At 61.2% G+C, this 13,511-nt stretch carries 15 protein-coding genes and 1 tRNA gene; 7 read left to right on the plus strand and 9 right to left on the minus strand.

What is annotated here, in order from left to right:
• The first annotated feature begins 34 nt into the window (after window positions 1–34).
• The 3 genes from citE to AC6I6L_RS05585 all read left to right on the plus strand — a co-directional run bounded on the left by citE (window position 35) and on the right by AC6I6L_RS05585 (window position 3,028).
• Window positions 35–1,078: an L-malyl-CoA/beta-methylmalyl-CoA lyase gene (gene citE, locus AC6I6L_RS05575; protein WP_497916721.1), complete on the plus strand. Its 1,044-nt coding sequence runs from the start codon at window positions 35–37 to the stop codon at window positions 1,076–1,078.
• 376 nt (window positions 1,079–1,454) lie between these two features.
• Entirely contained in the window at window positions 1,455–2,141 is a 687-nt protein-coding gene (locus AC6I6L_RS05580; protein WP_497916722.1) for a hypothetical protein, read from the plus strand.
• Between the two features lie 80 nt (window positions 2,142–2,221).
• Entirely contained in the window at window positions 2,222–3,028 is an 807-nt protein-coding gene (locus AC6I6L_RS05585) for a formyltransferase family protein (protein ID WP_497916723.1), read from the plus strand.
• Window positions 3,029–3,261: 233 nt separating this feature from the next.
• Here AC6I6L_RS05585 and AC6I6L_RS05590 read toward each other — a convergent pair.
• Both AC6I6L_RS05590 and AC6I6L_RS05595 read right to left on the minus strand, forming a co-directional pair.
• A tRNA-Ser gene (locus tag AC6I6L_RS05590) sits at window positions 3,262–3,345 on the minus strand.
• Window positions 3,346–3,386: 41 nt separating this feature from the next.
• On the minus strand, window positions 3,387–4,124 hold the full coding sequence (locus tag AC6I6L_RS05595) for a hypothetical protein (RefSeq protein ID WP_497916849.1): 738 nt from the start codon (window positions 4,122–4,124) through the stop codon (window positions 3,387–3,389).
• A gap of 152 nt (window positions 4,125–4,276) precedes the next feature.
• On the opposite strand from AC6I6L_RS05595, the gene AC6I6L_RS05600 reads away from it, so the two are divergent.
• Window positions 4,277–4,492, plus strand: a complete 216-nt coding sequence (locus AC6I6L_RS05600) for a hypothetical protein (RefSeq protein ID WP_497916724.1) — start codon at window positions 4,277–4,279, stop codon at window positions 4,490–4,492.
• A gap of 87 nt (window positions 4,493–4,579) precedes the next feature.
• Here AC6I6L_RS05600 and AC6I6L_RS05605 read toward each other — a convergent pair whose 3' ends face one another.
• The 6 genes from AC6I6L_RS05605 to AC6I6L_RS05630 all read right to left on the minus strand — a co-directional run bounded on the left by AC6I6L_RS05605 (window position 4,580) and on the right by AC6I6L_RS05630 (window position 9,751).
• Window positions 4,580–5,242 (minus strand): uracil-DNA glycosylase, encoded by a 663-nt coding sequence (locus AC6I6L_RS05605; protein WP_497916725.1) that lies wholly within the window; start codon window positions 5,240–5,242, stop codon window positions 4,580–4,582.
• Between the two features lie 158 nt (window positions 5,243–5,400).
• Entirely contained in the window at window positions 5,401–6,372 is a 972-nt protein-coding gene (locus tag AC6I6L_RS05610; RefSeq protein WP_497916726.1) for a helix-hairpin-helix domain-containing protein, read from the minus strand.
• A gap of 240 nt (window positions 6,373–6,612) precedes the next feature.
• Complete coding sequence (locus tag AC6I6L_RS05615; protein WP_497916727.1) at window positions 6,613–6,903, minus strand: DUF7976 family protein; 291 nt, start codon at window positions 6,901–6,903, stop codon at window positions 6,613–6,615.
• Window positions 6,900–7,976 carry an Mrp/NBP35 family ATP-binding protein gene (locus AC6I6L_RS05620; RefSeq protein WP_497916728.1) on the minus strand — a complete coding sequence of 359 codons (1,077 nt, stop codon included), beginning with the start codon at window positions 7,974–7,976 and terminating at the stop codon, window positions 6,900–6,902. Before AC6I6L_RS05620 ends, AC6I6L_RS05615 begins: the two co-directional genes overlap by 4 nt.
• Window positions 7,977–8,027: 51 nt before the next feature.
• Window positions 8,028–8,351: a DUF7969 family protein gene (locus tag AC6I6L_RS05625; RefSeq protein WP_497916729.1), complete on the minus strand. Its 324-nt coding sequence runs from the start codon at window positions 8,349–8,351 to the stop codon at window positions 8,028–8,030.
• A gap of 107 nt (window positions 8,352–8,458) precedes the next feature.
• Entirely contained in the window at window positions 8,459–9,751 is a 1,293-nt protein-coding gene (locus tag AC6I6L_RS05630) for a polysaccharide deacetylase family protein (protein WP_497916730.1), read from the minus strand.
• Between the two features lie 336 nt (window positions 9,752–10,087).
• On the opposite strand from AC6I6L_RS05630, the gene AC6I6L_RS05635 reads away from it, so the two are divergent.
• Together AC6I6L_RS05635 and AC6I6L_RS05640 are read left to right on the plus strand one after the other, a co-directional pair.
• Window positions 10,088–10,300, plus strand: coding sequence for a hypothetical protein (locus tag AC6I6L_RS05635; protein ID WP_497916731.1), 213 nt, complete (start codon window positions 10,088–10,090; stop codon window positions 10,298–10,300).
• A gap of 71 nt (window positions 10,301–10,371) precedes the next feature.
• Window positions 10,372–11,223, plus strand: coding sequence for an eIF2B alpha/beta/delta subunit family protein (locus AC6I6L_RS05640; RefSeq protein ID WP_497916732.1), 852 nt, complete (start codon window positions 10,372–10,374; stop codon window positions 11,221–11,223).
• Between the two features lie 105 nt (window positions 11,224–11,328).
• Here AC6I6L_RS05640 and AC6I6L_RS05645 read toward each other — a convergent pair whose 3' ends face one another.
• Window positions 11,329–12,027 (minus strand): ThuA domain-containing protein, encoded by a 699-nt coding sequence (locus AC6I6L_RS05645; protein WP_497916733.1) that lies wholly within the window; start codon window positions 12,025–12,027, stop codon window positions 11,329–11,331.
• A gap of 281 nt (window positions 12,028–12,308) precedes the next feature.
• Here AC6I6L_RS05645 and AC6I6L_RS05650 point away from each other — a divergent pair, with 281 nt between their 5' ends.
• Window positions 12,309–13,493 carry a Gfo/Idh/MocA family protein gene (locus AC6I6L_RS05650; RefSeq protein ID WP_497916734.1) on the plus strand — a complete coding sequence of 395 codons (1,185 nt, stop codon included), beginning with the start codon at window positions 12,309–12,311 and terminating at the stop codon, window positions 13,491–13,493.
• Window positions 13,494–13,511: the final 18 nt, after the last annotated feature.

The raw sequence follows: 13,511 nt of genomic DNA on the forward strand, positions 1-13,511 counted from the left end.
CCAACTCACTCCGAACATCACCGATTCCAGACTCATGACCGACGACATCCGACTCTGTCGAACGTTCCAGACCGCACCGGCCGCCGTTCCGAAAGACGACTCGGCGAAGTACCTCCGTTCGGGCCTCACCGCCGAGGGGTTCCAGGCCCCCGACTGGCTCGTCCCCGACATGGAAGACGGTACCGCGCCGAACATGAAAGACGAGGGCCTGAAGAACACGATCGAACTCGTCCCCGAACACGACTTCCCGGGCGAAATCTGGCCCCGCGTCGAGTGGAGCTACGAGGATGCCTCGTTTCGCGATCGCGGTCGCGAACAGATCGATCGACTCGTAAGCGAAATCGGCACCGACATCGACGGCGTCGTCGTCCCGAAGGTGGGCCGCATCGAGGACGTCGAGCGCGCCGCGAGCGTGGTTACCGACGCGGAGACCGAACACGGCTATCCCGACGGTTCGATCGGGCTCTCGATCATCGTCGAGACCGGCCGCGCCCGATCGGACCTGCGCGAAATCTCGAAATTCGGCGCGACCTCGCGGCTCACCGCGTTAGTCTTCGGTCCCGTCGACTACGCGGCCGAACTCGGCGCTCGCGACCTCGGTGACGGTCGCCCGCGCTGGGACGGACTGCTCGAGACGCTCTCGAACGAGGCCAGCGCGGGCGACCTGCTCGCGATCGGCGGCCCGTTCGACGACCTGTTCAAAGAACGCGCGGGTCTGACCTACTACAACGCCGACGCGTACGCAGACCAGGTCGAACACGAGGCCCACCTCGGACTCGACGGCTCCTGGTCGCTGTACCCCAAACAGACGATTCAGGCGAACACGATCCACATGCCCAGTCACGAGGAACTCGAACGCGACGTGGGCAAGATCGAGCGGTTCAACGCGGCCAAACGCGAGGGGACCGGTGCAGTCACGCTCGACGGCCAGATGGTCGACGAAGCCACGTTCAAGGTCTTTCGCAACACGGTTCTGCAGGTCCGGGCGATCGACGTCACGCGTCCAGAACAGACCGCAGAGTACTACGACGAGGCGCTGCTCGACCGGGCTCGCGATCTCGAATTGGCATACGAATAGTCTGTGAACCAAACGGGCAAGAAGCACTACGTCACTTCGGCGCAGCCTTTTCAATCACCAAATTTTATATAAACGATTTGGTGTGCGTGTGAGATATTTATAATTGAAAGGGGGAGTCAACCGACAGGTATCGAATAATGACAAGCCACAATGCGCGAGATGGCGGCCTACAGCCGACCGGTTTGGGCGTACGGAGCCGAGTGACAGCCTGCGATGAAGCCGATCAGTTCGGATGGAAAGGGGTTCTCGTATGACTCGAGACTTCACGTACGAAATATACGAAGAACTGATTGGATCTGCAATACGACACAATTACCAATTTCTATCTGTGAATGCCTATCTTTCTCAGAAAGTATTGCCTGGAAAACATATCATTATGAGACACGATATAGATAGAAAGCCAGAAAATGCACTCGACATGGCCCGGATAGAATCCGATTTTGGCGTTTCATCCAGTTACTATTTTAGATCAATCAATAAAGTGTACCGGCCGGATATTATGACTGAAATCGAAGATCTCGGCCACGAGGTCGGGTATCATTACGAGGACATGGACCTTGCGGAGGGTGATAGTACCGCCGCTCGCGAATCATTTTCCACCACGCTTTCTGATTTTCGAGATTACGTCGATGTGGAGACGGTCTCGATGCACGGAAATCCATTGACACCGTACGATAACCGAAAGCTGTGGGAAACGGCTCACCTAGACCATTACGATCTACAGGGTGAAGTGTATTTGTCCATCGATTTCTCAGACGTCGTCTATTTCTCAGATACGAACAGAACGTGGTTCGACGAAAAAACGATCGTCAATGACTGGCCGGTTGGCCCAGCGACAAAGCCGGACCAAATCGAGTCGACAGCCGATCTGATCGAGCTTATCGAGGACGAACAGATTTCCCAACTGTATCTGTTGGTCCACCCCAACCGTTGGGCTGAGACGTACACTGAATGGCTAACTGAGGCGCTCAAGGACGAGATTATCAATGCTGGGAAGTACGCCCTCTGGGCTGTTCGGTCAGTTCGCGGCGGTACCCAACAGAAGGGAATTACACACAAGTGACATTCATGCAAAAGCCTCAATACGTCTGTATTCTTGCGAATCGCTGTCTGTTGGAGTGGCAAATTACCGCACTCGAGCGAATGGTCGCCGAAACTGGAGTCGAAATTCCTCTAGTCGTGGTAAACGAGACGACAGATATCGATCACCCAGGGTTCAGCCGTGGAACGTCTCCACTCGAGGAACAAGCGTTCAAGAACGCTCGCGGGATTAGTCTTGCCGATATCAAACTGTTTTATCACGTATTCAGGCGGGAACGGGCGTGGGCGTTCGTGCTCGCCGAGCGGAAGCTTTCGTGGATGTTGGGGGCCGGCGAACCCGGACTGATGCAGCGGCGCCCGTTGGACGAAATTGACGTCCTCGAAGATTCCAAACAAATTGGTTGTCAACCCGTTCCCGTCGACGGCCCGTGGTGTGACCTGCCACCCGAGATGGTTACACGAATTGCTTCTGAAACGGACGTTGTCGTTCGATTCGGATTCAACCTGTTGACTGGACGGATCTTATCCGAGCCGGAGTACGGGGTTTTGAGCTTTCATCCCGGAGATATTCGACGCTACCGCGGTCTCAGTCCAGCACGAATGTTTCTCAATGGGGAGACCACCGCAGGCTCGACGCTCCAGCAACTGACCGGCGAACTCGACGCTGGAAACGTCGTTTTAATTGAATCCGTCGATATTTCGGACGTAGACACTCTCGATGACCTGGAGCACCGAATCAATGAGATGCAAATCGACATGCTGACAACAGGCATGTCTCGTCTCCGCGATCCTGATTTCGACCCAACTCCTCCTGACTCGATCGCGTCGTATGCATCCCTAAAGACCCGTCAGTCACCCCGGTTTGCAGCCAAGGTGTTGGCAAAGAACGTTGCTGGAAGAATGAGATAGTTCGATTCCGAGAGCGACTCTTCTACGAAAGGAAATGTACATGATGGTTCTACTTAGTTCGGAAACTGCGACAATTCCTGCTATGATTTCTGTTGAAAAACGGTGGGGATGGGATTTGAACCACCTGAACTTCGGTCGCTCCGCTCCCTCGTTCCGTAATTCAAATCCCAACGTGTCGTCTTCTCACTCGCGAAACTCCTCGCTGCGCTCGTCGGTTAATGCTCGTGAGAAGACGGTGGGGATGGGATTTGAACCCATGAGGCTTGACAGCCACCTGCTCTCAAGGCAGGCGCGTTAGGCCGCTCTGCCACCCCACCTCGTCCCCACCTTCTGCTCGCGTTCAAAAAGGGTTATCGGTCTAGACCCGATCGATCCCGCCGTCCGACCCGACCACGAGATCCAGTTCGTCGACGACCGCGGTCGTCGCTTCACCGCCCGCTCGATCGGTGTGCGCCCGCGCGTCAAGCCAGGCGATGGTCGCACACAGCCCCTCTTCGGTCGTCACCGTCGGGATCATCGGGGTAAAGCCGAGGCTGTGGTCCGCCTCGGCGGTTCGATCGGCAAGCGTTGACAGTTCCGGTGGGTCGTAGGCGTCGGTGAAATCGATCGGCTGACCGAAGCCCGTGAAGTACGTCCGGCCCCCGGTAGACGGGCCGAGGAGCACGTCGTGGCGGCGCAGGGACATTGCCGCGCCGTCGATCTGCGTCCGTTCGACCAGCGGGGCAGTAGGTTCGAGCACGCCGACGGTCTGGACCCCCTCGCGTTCGAGGAGGTGCGTGACCGTGTTCCCGACTCTGGCCGCGCGGGTCGATCCGATCTGACGCTCGAAACGGACGTCAGAGCCGTCGTCGAGTGCGTCTTCGGTGAGCTCGCGGATCGCAGCTTCGGCGTCGCCCGCGTACTCGTCGGGGAGCGTCTCCGCGTCGCGGTAGTTGACCAGCAGATCGCCACCGCTTGCGGCCACGGTACGGAGTACGTCGACGACGGACGCCTCGTAGAGGGCGACCGCTTCCGCCTCGGTCAGCGGCGTCCGATCGACGAGCGCCGAGAACACAAGTCCCTCTCGGGGCGGGTCGACGGGAACGACGGTGAGCATACTCTCACTGCGGCCCCGCGCGTCTTGAACGCGGCGTTTCCAGCGGGTAGCAGGGCGTATCATCCCGTCTCGTCCGTCGAGCGGGCAGACGCGCGGTATCGATACCGTACAGCGTCCCACAAATTATGCTACTGGAGGTACTGATCCAGCGTATGAACACTCGCACGAGTACCGGACTGCTCGGCGTCCTCACGATCGCCACCCTGGTCGTCCTCGGCGTCGTCGGATTCGTCGACGGCTCCCTGATCGACGGCTCGGCGCTGCTCGTACCGACGCTCGTGACGGTCGCCGTGACCGCAGTTGTCGTCGTCACGCTGGCGGCGACCGGTGCCCGTTCGAAGCGCTGGCGGGAGAACCCCTACTGGTAACACACTTTCTCGCCCTGCGGAACCCCATCCTCGATTGGCCCACTGAGCACCCGTCAAAAGGGACTCGATCGCTCCGAAACGCGGCAACTACCGGCTTCGACGCCCCTTCGTTTGGCGGTAATCCGACGCCATCAGGTCGACGAACTGTTCGAGCCATTGCTGGGTCTGGTCGGCAGTCTGTTCGTCCGGGTCGATCATCGGAACGAGTTCGAACCCGCGCCCGCGGATCGTCTCGGCATGGTCTGCCGGGAGCGAGAGGTCCGCCGCCGGCGTCGTCGTGTACTCCTCGGCGATCTCCGCGAGCGCTCGATCGCCGATCGGGACGATGATCTCCGGGTTGATCATCCGAATTTCGGCGTTGAGATACGGCTCGCAGTTTCCGATCTCCTCGTCGGTCGGTTGTCGATCGGGATCGCGACACCGGGTGAGATTCGTCAGATAGACGTTCTGCAGCGTGGGTCGATCGGCCGGAGAGGTCGCATCGCAGAGCCCGAGACGTTCGAGCATCCGGCGGAGCGTCGTCTCGGGTGACCCCTCGCCGTCGGCACCGCTGTCGGTTTCCCTCGAGAGAAACGGAATCCCAACCGCGTCGGCGCGAGCGGACGGTCGTTCGCCGACGAACAGGAAGTCCGCACCCACGTCGCCGTAGCCGTGGACGACGGTGGTGCGCGTCTCACAGAGGGCCGGACAGTTCCGACACTCCTCGTCCATCCCGAAGGGGTTCGATCGAGTCTGTTGATTCGCGTCCACACTCGATTGTCGGGGTAGAGACCCAAAAGCTACCCGTCTGACCGATGATTTCCGCTAGTGAACAGCCCGCTTTGCCGGCTACGGTGCCGTTGCTCGCCCAAGATGCTGTGATCTGATCGCCTCGAAAACCGCGAGCCGATCGATCCCGAGGAGCGCGATTATTCTTCGGACTGTGCCGCTTCGATCCACTCTCTGGACCGATCCTCCGAGATCTGTGCGACCTCTGCGACGGCGGCCGCGTTCGCCTCGGCGAGGTCTGCGACGGTCTCGATTTCTGCCTTGGCCAGTCGTTCGGCGTAGGTCCGACCGACACCCTCGATCGACTGCAGGCTCTTTTCTGTGGCGTCGATTCCCTGTTCGGCTGCCGTTTCGATTGCATCCGTCGTTTCGGCGGCGTCTTCGGTCGCCTCTGCGGCTTCGCCGACCAGATCCTGTGCGTGTTCCTGGGAGGTCTCAGCGACCGATTCGGACTGTCGCTGAGCGGTCCCACCTACTTCCTCGGTCTGTTGCTGGACGGTTTCGGCGGTCTCCTCGGCACGTCGGACGTTCTCGACGGTCTGGTGCTCGGCCTCCTGCTGTGTCTCGAGGAACGACTCGGTGGACTCCGCGAGCACCGTCTTTTGCTGTTCGGTGAGTTCACCGACCGCTTCCTGGATGCCGTCTTCGAGTTCGTCCCAGGTCCGCTCCTGGGTCTGCTCGTACTCGGCGAACTGTCGGTCGACGGTCGATCGAACATCGACACCGTCTCTGTCGAGTGCCGATTCGAGTGCGTCGAACTGTGCGTGGAGCAGGTGCTGGAACAGTTCGGCCCCCTGCTCGAACTGCTCGTTCAGCAGTTTCTGGGTCTGTTCTACGTTCTCTTCGAACTGTTCGTCCATCGTCGATCGGACATCGAATGCGTCTTCGTCGAGCGCGGACTCCATTGCCTCGAGCTGTGCATCGAAAAGTTGTCGGACGAGTTCGGTACCCTGACGCTGGGCGCTGCGCTGGGCTGTGAACCCGTTTTGCAGGAACGTCTCGGCTGCGTTCTCCTGAAACTGGAGGCCCTGCTCGAAGAGGTGCTGACTCTGCTTGATAGACTGACGTTGCATCTCGAAGGTCGCTTCGATCGGCGTTGTTGTGTTAGTCATGGGTGAGTGAGTACGATAGCGAGGCAGTCATCGCGTCGACGAGGCGACTCCCTCGCTGCGTTCCTGTCCAGACAAACCGGACGTGGAGGGATAAGGTGTGCCCCTGAATGGGCCAGGATGGTATCTAATACCTCGAGAATACATCACCGCGATCGGGATCGGATGCCGTACTGGCGATCGAATGTTCGCCACCAGCGGCGGGCGTCCGAAGCACCCCCGTGGTCAGTAAGCGTGGCGTACTCAGCGATCGAGTCCGCCGCGTTTCGTTACTTCGAGAATGTGTGTGACGTTCCGAATGATCTCTTCGGGCGTTGTCTCCTCGCCTTCGTCGTAGAGGTCGCTCGTTCGATACAGGATGTTCGCGAGTTGTTCGCTCTCGTTGGTCTCGCCACGGATTTCGTCTGCCGTCTCGCGGAGGACGGCGACACGTTCGGGGTCCGGATCGAACCCGTCGGTATTCACGACTTCCTCGGCTGTCTCGGGCTTCTCGGCCGTCTCGGCCTGTTCGGTTTCGCGATCGTCGTCGGTCATCGATCGGGCGTGGCGGCTTCGCTTCGACGGGTCTGTGAGACGCCCCGGCGGTGGACGATGCCGGTGTTGTTGGCGACGTTCTCGGTGATCGTTCGCAGCGCATCGCTGGTTTCGGTCCCGTCTTCGAGAACGGTCGGTCTGCCGCCGTCGCCGCCCTCGCGGACCGCCGGGTCGAGCGGGATCGTGCCCAGAAACGGCATCTCGTGTTCGTCGGCGAACGCTCGGCCGCCGCCGGAGCCGAAGATGTCGTGTTCGCCGCCGCAGTCGGGACAGACGAACGTCGACATGTTTTCGGCAATTCCAAGCACGACGGTGTCGTGTTTGGCGAACATCTCGAGGCCCTTTCGGGCGTCGTCGAGCGCGACAGTCTGTGGTGTCGTGACGATCACCGCGCCCGTCACGGGCATGGTCTGGAGCATGGTCAACTGGGTGTCCCCGGTTCCCGGCGGGAGGTCGACCACGAGATAATCCAGGTGGCCCCACTCGACGTCCTCGGTCAGTTGCGTGATGACTTTGTGGACCATCGGTCCGCGCCAGATGACGGGGTCGTCCTTGCCCGTGAGAAACGCCATGCTCATCAGTTTCACGCCGTACTTTTCCGGCGGCACGAGCGTTTCGTCCTCGGTCGCCATCGGCGGTTCGTCGGCGTCGACCATTCGCGGCACGTTCGGGCCGTAGACGTCGGCGTCGAACAGCCCCACGCGAGCACCCAGTTGCGAGAGCCCCGCGGCGAGGTTGACCGCGACGGTCGACTTGCCGACACCACCCTTCCCGCTCGCGACCGCGATGACGTTCTTGACGTTCGGGAGCACCTGCTCGTCGGTCGTGTGCTCGTCTCGATCGGGAATGCTCGCCGACAACTCGACGTCGAGACCCTCGGCGGCGAGCACCTCTCGGACCTCGGCCGCGAGGTCGGTTTCGGTCGGAGAGTACGGTGCCCCGAGAGCGAGGTCGATGTCGACCTGTTCGCCGTCGACAGTTACGTCGTTGACCAGCCCGAGCGAAACGATGTCGTCGTCGAGTTCCGGATCGGTGATGAGCCGAAGACGGTCGCGAACGGCGGATTCGTCCATATCGATAGGTGCGCCCCGCCGTCGAAAAGCGTTGTGTTCGTTTTTTGGAACTCACTCCGCAAAGTCGAACCGGGGACCGCCGTAGGTCGGCGGATTCGGCTCCAGTTCGACCCCGCGCTCGTACCGGACGAAGTTGAGGTAGAAGGGACGGCCACAGCCCTCGATCGGCTCTCCCTCGATATCGGTGACGGGGCCGTCCGTCCCGCAAACGAAGGCGATTCCGTCGGCCGATTCGCGGTCCTGATCGTCCGGCGCGGCGTACTCCCAGCCCGGCTGTGCCAGCTTCGTGACCGACCGGTCAGCGAGGTCCGGCGGTCGCTCGAGACTCACCACGGCGCGGCAGTGGGGACACGTGTATCGAACGGTGACGGTCATCGTCTGCTCCTACGGGACCTGACGATGTAAGCCTCCGGGCGGCCGAATCCGTGTTTCGGGGCAAACCGTACGGTCCGCCGTCTGTTCCTCGTTCGCGCCGGGTGAAATTACTCGAACTCGAAGACGTATTCGTCGGCCATTTCGGCCGGCGTAATCAGTTCGAGGTCGCCACTCGCTCGATATTCGTCGAGCGCGCGCGCCGTCTCCGCGAGCGCGTCCACACTGGTGCCGTCTTCGAGAGCGAAGAACGGAATCGAGGTGATCCCGCCGTACTCGACGGCCCACTCGAGAAGTTGCTTCGCTTCGCTCGGGGTGTCGGGACTCGGCGCAACCGAGCACAGGTGGGGATTTCCCGCGTACCCTTGTGCCGGCGATCGTCCCGCGAACGCGAGGTCGTAGTTCTCCTGGACGAGTTCGTACGACTTGTCGTCGTACTCGGAGCCGGGGAAGGCAAAGAACCGAGCACCGTCGCCGTAGCCCTCGTCTTCGAGCCACTCGATCGGGTCGGTGATATTCGACTCCAGATCATCGGCTGACTCCTCGGCAGCGGGAAGGCGAGTGCCCCGTGCGGAGTTGCTGGCGATCGTCCAGCCGGCGGTGGCGAGTTCGTCGACCTGATCGTAGGTGAGTCGATCGCCCTCGACCGCGCGATCCTCCCGGAGGCGAGCGGTCGGAACGAAGGCGGTGCCGGTGAGATCGTACTCCTCGAGAATCGGCAGCGCCCGCGTGTAGTGTCCCTCGTAGCCGCCGTGGAACTGGAGCATGACCTTGCCGGGAGAGACGTTCGGAACGAAGTGGAAATCGTCCACCCACAGGGCGTCGTCGTCGGTCTCCGGATCGACCCAGTTGATGATCTGGAGGACGACCACCTCGCTCATATCGGGCTCGCCACTGAGTCGGGTCGGGCCGAAGTTCTGGCGAACTGGTGACATCCCACCTAACACCTGCTGGCTGAACTCGACGTATTCGCCGTTCTCGTCCTGCAGTTGAATCCGAACGTTGCTACTGGTTTCGGCCGTCATGGTCAGTCCGGGGACGACATCGGTGACGTCGATCGGTTCGTCCAGGGTGCGTCGAACGCGGACCTGCCCCTCCTCGTCGGGTCTGAGCAACGCCGACTGGGACCCGTCGGACGCGTTTTCGCTGCTCGCTTCGATCGTGCCGATGTCCTGGAAAGCGCGCCACGGCTCGAGATCCTCGAAGTCGTCGAACGTTCCGACCAGTTCGTTGTCGTGCGATTCATCGTCGTCAGTTTCAGTCTCGTCGGTCGCCTCGCCGTTCTCCTCGTCGACGGGCGAATTCTCGTCGGTCGCTTCGGAATCGTTGAGTCCCGCACAGCCAGCGACAGCGACGACTGCGCTCGCCGCGAGACCGTTTTTGAGATACGTACGTCGATCCATCTGTGCGTCTCCGTCCTGGCGACACTGGCGAATTGTTATAGAGCCGGTATTTCGGCTTCCCCGTCGCCTCTCGCAGCCGCGATCGGAGTAATCGGATCGGACAGGCCGGCGCGGGAACGCCCGGATAGATCGCACTGTCGCTGCTCGATCGGATTCTCCAAGCCGTGTTCGCCCAGGAACGCCGACGATACGTGGGTGATATCTTCGGACTACTCGGCCGTCCGATCGACGACGGGAAGTTGTCCCCGTCACGGCCGGCGACAGCGGTCTCACGGTGTTCGTGACTGAGCCGAGAGCCCACGATACCGTTTTGCCCGTGGCATCCCGAGGAAGTGTATGGATACGAACGGGCTTGTCGAACTGGCCGCACACTATCTCGTCATGCTGGTCGTCGTTCTGGTGGGACTCTCGGTGCTAAATACGATCGTCGGCGAGACGAATTTCTGGATCGAACTCGGCGTCGTCGTTATCATCGCGTTTGCGTACCGACCGGCCGTCCTTCGCCTCGGCGTCGCCCCCGCTCGCTGGGAGCCACAGAACGGACGATAACGCGACCGCACAGCTCTTCCGGGCTGACACTACCCGCAACATCTTTGCCGCTGACGGGAATTCGTGCAGGTATGATCGACGAGACGGTCGAGGAGATTCAGGATATGCAGACCCACAGCTCCTCGGTGATCGCCGTGAACGCTGCGCGTGCGCTCGAGGAACTGACCGATCGCGAGTTCGCTACCGTCGAGGAGTTCGAGCGAACCCTCGAGCGCAACGGGTCGATACTCCGTCGAGCCAACTCCTCCCACGCGTCCCTCCAGAACGCGGTCCGGGCCGTCGTCGACCGTGTCGCCGCGGAAGAACACGGCAGCGTCGCCGACGCACAGCGGTACACCAGCGAGACGATCGACGACGTCGTCGAGCGCGTCGAGTCGGGCAAACGCCGGGCGGCAGAACGCGCGGCGGAGTACCTCGAAGACGGGGCGACGCTACTGACCCACGACTACTCGTCGACGGTGCTCGAATCGCTCGAAACGGCGGTCGACGCCGGCAAGACATTCGACGTCTACATTACCGAGGCCCGGCCTCGCTACATCGGCCGGAAAACCGCCCGATCGCTCGCCGCAGTCGACGGGGTCGACCCGACGCTGATCACTGACAGCGCGAACGGACTCTACCTCGCGAAGTGCGATCGCGTCGTCGTCGGGATGGACTGTATCGTCGACGACACGCTCTACAACCGGGTCGGCACCCTTCCGATCGCGGCGACCGCGAACCACCTCGACGTTCCCGTCACCGTCCTCGGTGCGTCCTCGAAACTCGTTCGCGAGGGGTTCGTCTTCGAAAACGAGTTTCGTCCGGGCAGCGAAGTCATGCCTGAACCCGCAGACGGCTTCGCGGTCGAGAACCCTGCCTACGACGCGACGCCGGTGTCGCTACTCGAGAGCGTTATCACCGACGAGGGACGCCACGAGTTCTGAACGGGGTCGTCGATCTCGCTCGTCTCAGACGGATCAGTGTACCGTGTTACCGGTGATCGCCGCCCCGGTCGGACAATCACCGGGACCGAATTACAATAGACCGTATCAGTCTCGCTCGCCGAACGATCGCGGCGAGCCGTCGACCGGACTGGCCCACTGAACCGCGTTATCGAGAACCTGCTGGACGTCTTCGTTCTCGTAGATTGGGTACGTTTCGTGACCCGGTCGAAAGTAGAAGATGCGGCCGTTCCCGCGCCGGTAACAACAGCCGCTGCGGAACACTTCACCGCCCTCGAACCAACTCGTAAACACCAGCCGATCGGGCTCGGGAACGTCGAACGGTTCGCCGTACATCTCCGTCTGCGGGAGTTCGATCGACTCGCCCAGTCCGCTGGCGATCGGGTGGCCGGGATCGACGACCCACAGCCGCTCGGTCTCCCCGTCCTCACGCCACTGGAGGCTACAGGAGGTTCCCATAAGCCGTTTGAAGATCTTCGCGTAGTGGCCCGAGTGAAGCACGAGCAGTCCCATTCCGTCGAGCACGCGCTCGTAGACCCGTTCGACGACCGCGTCGTCGACCTCGTCGTGGGCGGTATGGCCCCACCAGCAGAGCACGTCGGTGTCGTCGAGAACCGTCTCGGTCAAGCCGTGGTCGGGTTCGTCGAGGGTCGCAGTGTGGACATCGTGGCCGCGGCCGGCGAGCGCGTCCGCGATCGTTTCGTGGATTCCGTCCGGGTAGACGGCCGCTGCATCGTCGTCTGTGCGTTCGTGTCGAAACTCGTTCCAGATCGTGACTCCAACCATCGTTCGTCCGTCGACCGTCGAGACGTTTAGGTCGGCCGATTGGGTGACGAGAACCAACTTTCAAAATAAACATTCATGATGTTTTAACGAGTATTGGTAAATACATACACCTATGTACCGGTATCGTTGGGCCAGTCAGACAGATTAATCGGTCACAACTCTTATTTTGATCGCCAGCAGTTTTTCGGTATGGAGTTCTGGGACCACCGACAACTGACTGCGAAACGATTCGTTTCTTATCGTTCGATTGCTACGCCTTCCCCGCAATCTGGTGTTTCGAAATGATCGGGGACGGTGTTGGTATCGGCGTCGTCGGTCTCGGTGGAATGGGGAACCACCACGCTCGAAGCGTCTCCGAACTCGGGGCGACCGTCGTCGCCGGTGCCGACCTCGTTGCCGAACAGCGTGATCGGTTTGCCGACGAATTCGGCGCGCGAACCTACGAAACCCACGAAGGCCTCGTGGTGGACGACGACGTGGACGCCGTGATCGTCACCACGCCAAACCGGTTCCACGAACCGATCACCGTCGACGCACTCGAGGCGGGCTGTCACGTTCTCGTCGAAAAGCCGCTCGCTCACACCGTCGAGAGTGCAGAACGGATCGCGGCGACAGCGGCGAACACCGACGCCGTCTGCATGGTCGGCTTTCACAACCGCCACGCCGCGTCGACGGCCATGTTCGACGATCAGCACGCGCGCGGGCGGTTTGGCGACCTCACGCACGTCGAGGCGAACTACGTGAGACGGCGTGGCGTTCCGGGTCCCGGCTCGTGGTTTACCGATCCCGACCTGGCCGGCGGCGGTTCGCTCCTCGATATCGGCGTTCACGCACTCGATCTTGCACTCTATTTGATGGGATTTCCGGACATTACGGAAGTCTCGGGCGTCGCCCGAACGACGTTCGGAACCGACGAACAGTACGCGGACCCCGACGGCTTCGGCGACAACTGGGACGCGGAAACGGAGACCTACGACGTCGACGACTCCGTGAGCGCGTTCATCAGGTGCGCCGACGGCAACACCATCTCGCTGGAAGCCGCCTGGGCGACGAACCGCGAGGAGAGCATGGACATTCGGGTGCGCGGAACCGAGGCCGGTGCCCAGTTCAAACTCGGTGATACGAATCTGGAAATTCTCGAAGCCGGAACCGCCGGCTGTGACCACTACGCGGATATTTCGATGACCGGAGACGACACACTGACCGGGTATGCGGCACAGGACGAACAGTTCCTAGAAGCCATCGACTCCGGCACACAGCCCGAGACCAACACGATCGAGGAAGCGCTCACCGTCCAGCGCGTGATCGATGCGATCTACCGATCGAGCGAGACGGGCCGAGCGCAGGGCGTCGACACGCCTGACCTCACGGACACCGAGGAGAGCGGCGACGCCGAATCAGCGATCGAACCCGAGAGCGAAGCAGATCCGGAACCCGAACCGACGCTCCGTTCGCAGGCCGAATAACCCTTCGAGCCGCATCGC

Source organism: Halosolutus sp. DAT137 (assembly GCF_059736405.1).

What these genes read in the sequence shown, in the direction of transcription:
- AC6I6L_RS05650 (WP_497916734.1), top strand. Translation starts at nt 12,309, where the DNA reads ATGATCGGGGACGGTGTTGGTATCGGCGTCGTCGGTCTCGGTGGAATG.
- AC6I6L_RS05615 (WP_497916727.1), bottom strand. Translation starts at nt 6,903, where the DNA reads ATGACCGACGACGATCGCGAAACCGAACAGGCCGAGACGGCCGAGAAG.
- AC6I6L_RS05595 (WP_497916849.1), bottom strand. Translation starts at nt 4,124, where the DNA reads ATGCTCACCGTCGTTCCCGTCGACCCGCCCCGAGAGGGACTTGTGTTC.
- citE (WP_497916721.1), top strand. Translation starts at nt 35, where the DNA reads ATGACCGACGACATCCGACTCTGTCGAACGTTCCAGACCGCACCGGCC.
- AC6I6L_RS05620 (WP_497916728.1), bottom strand. Translation starts at nt 7,976, where the DNA reads ATGGACGAATCCGCCGTTCGCGACCGTCTTCGGCTCATCACCGATCCG.
- AC6I6L_RS05625 (WP_497916729.1), bottom strand. Translation starts at nt 8,351, where the DNA reads ATGACCGTCACCGTTCGATACACGTGTCCCCACTGCCGCGCCGTGGTG.
- AC6I6L_RS05585 (WP_497916723.1), top strand. Translation starts at nt 2,222, where the DNA reads ATGGTCGCCGAAACTGGAGTCGAAATTCCTCTAGTCGTGGTAAACGAG.
- AC6I6L_RS05610 (WP_497916726.1), bottom strand. Translation starts at nt 6,372, where the DNA reads ATGACTAACACAACAACGCCGATCGAAGCGACCTTCGAGATGCAACGT.
- AC6I6L_RS05630 (WP_497916730.1), bottom strand. Translation starts at nt 9,751, where the DNA reads ATGGATCGACGTACGTATCTCAAAAACGGTCTCGCGGCGAGCGCAGTC.
- AC6I6L_RS05640 (WP_497916732.1), top strand. Translation starts at nt 10,372, where the DNA reads ATGATCGACGAGACGGTCGAGGAGATTCAGGATATGCAGACCCACAGC.
- AC6I6L_RS05600 (WP_497916724.1), top strand. Translation starts at nt 4,277, where the DNA reads ATGAACACTCGCACGAGTACCGGACTGCTCGGCGTCCTCACGATCGCC.
- AC6I6L_RS05635 (WP_497916731.1), top strand. Translation starts at nt 10,088, where the DNA reads ATGGATACGAACGGGCTTGTCGAACTGGCCGCACACTATCTCGTCATG.
- AC6I6L_RS05645 (WP_497916733.1), bottom strand. Translation starts at nt 12,027, where the DNA reads ATGGTTGGAGTCACGATCTGGAACGAGTTTCGACACGAACGCACAGAC.
- AC6I6L_RS05580 (WP_497916722.1), top strand. Translation starts at nt 1,455, where the DNA reads ATGAGACACGATATAGATAGAAAGCCAGAAAATGCACTCGACATGGCC.